Below are 1,253 nucleotides of genomic sequence, written 5' to 3'. Positions count from 1 at the left end.
TTTTATCTCGTCCATATTAAAAATAATCTCCTTTTAAAATATAAAATATATTAATTTATATTTTTAATATTTACTTATTATACTTATAAAAATTTTTATAAATCTAGTATATTAGCAATATTTATTAATGAATTTTTGTTACAAATAAAAAAGCTATTAATAAAATTATTTATTAACAGCTTTGTTCTAAGATACTATTAAATTTTATATTTTCGTATATCAAATCTTCATTAAATAAGTTAAGTATATTATCAATCTCTTCTCTATACTCTTTTTCTGTAACTTTATATAACATTAAATCATTAAATAAATCATTCATATCAAAATATAAATTTTCTAATAAGAATAAATATCCTACATTTATATCTTTTAAATTATTAATTGTTTCTAGTTTTCTATTTATATCCCTTAATATTTCTATATTGTATATGTCAATATCCTTTATAGACTCTATATAAAGTAATACTGTTTTTAGTATTTCTATGGATATATTATTATGTACTTCATTACTTTTATAAAAATTTTCTTGATATTGTATAAATATATTTTCTAGTTCTTTATTTATTATAGTAAATGGAGGTCTTATGATATCCTTTATAGTCAGTACATTTCTAATTTCCTCACTATTTTCTAATGTTTTATCTAATATAAATAGATTGTATGCATCATATAGTGGATCATGTGCATCTCCGTAAAAGTCAATATTGGCACAACTTAGTAAGTTCTTAAGAGATATATAATTCATGCATCTTATACCATAATTTATATATTTATCTTTTATATCTATAAATAAATCTTTTATATTATTTACAAATCTAGGATGATTATATTTTTTAGAACTTTTTTTGTCAGTATTATTAAAGCATGTAAAATCTAAATTACCAAAAGTATATATACCTTCTATTTTATCATATTCCCCTAGCCAYTTTTTAAATCTTCTCATAACCTCTTCATAAGATGGTGCYTGTAAAATATCCTCTTGTGTTATATTTGTAAGTTCTTGTATATGAGGGTATATACGTAAATTACTTATTGGCTTTATTAAAGATTTAAAATTATCAATTTCTCCACTTTCTGTATCATACTTTATTGCCCCTATTGCAATTATATCTGCATCGAACATATCTTTTCTTGTTTTATTACTAGACATATTCATTTCAAAATCTATGTATATTTTTTTCAAACAATCTCACCCTTTCTATACTTATATTTTATCATTTTATGTAAAATTTTCATTTAAAATTTTAAAAAAA

The 1,253-nt window shown here is 20.0% G+C and carries 1 protein-coding gene; it reads right to left on the bottom strand.

Annotation, left to right across the window (positions count from 1 at the left end):
• Positions 1 to 172: 172 nt before the first annotated feature.
• Complete coding sequence (locus tag G3997_RS02350) at positions 173 to 1,183, bottom strand: 3'-5' exonuclease (RefSeq protein WP_296647480.1); 1,011 nt, start codon at positions 1,181 to 1,183, stop codon at positions 173 to 175.
• Positions 1,184 to 1,253: the final 70 nt, after the last annotated feature.

The organism is Romboutsia sp. 13368 (genome assembly GCF_018336475.1).
GTDB lineage: Bacteria > Bacillota > Clostridia > Peptostreptococcales > Peptostreptococcaceae > Romboutsia.
This window is presented reverse-complemented; position numbering and strand designations above follow the sequence as displayed.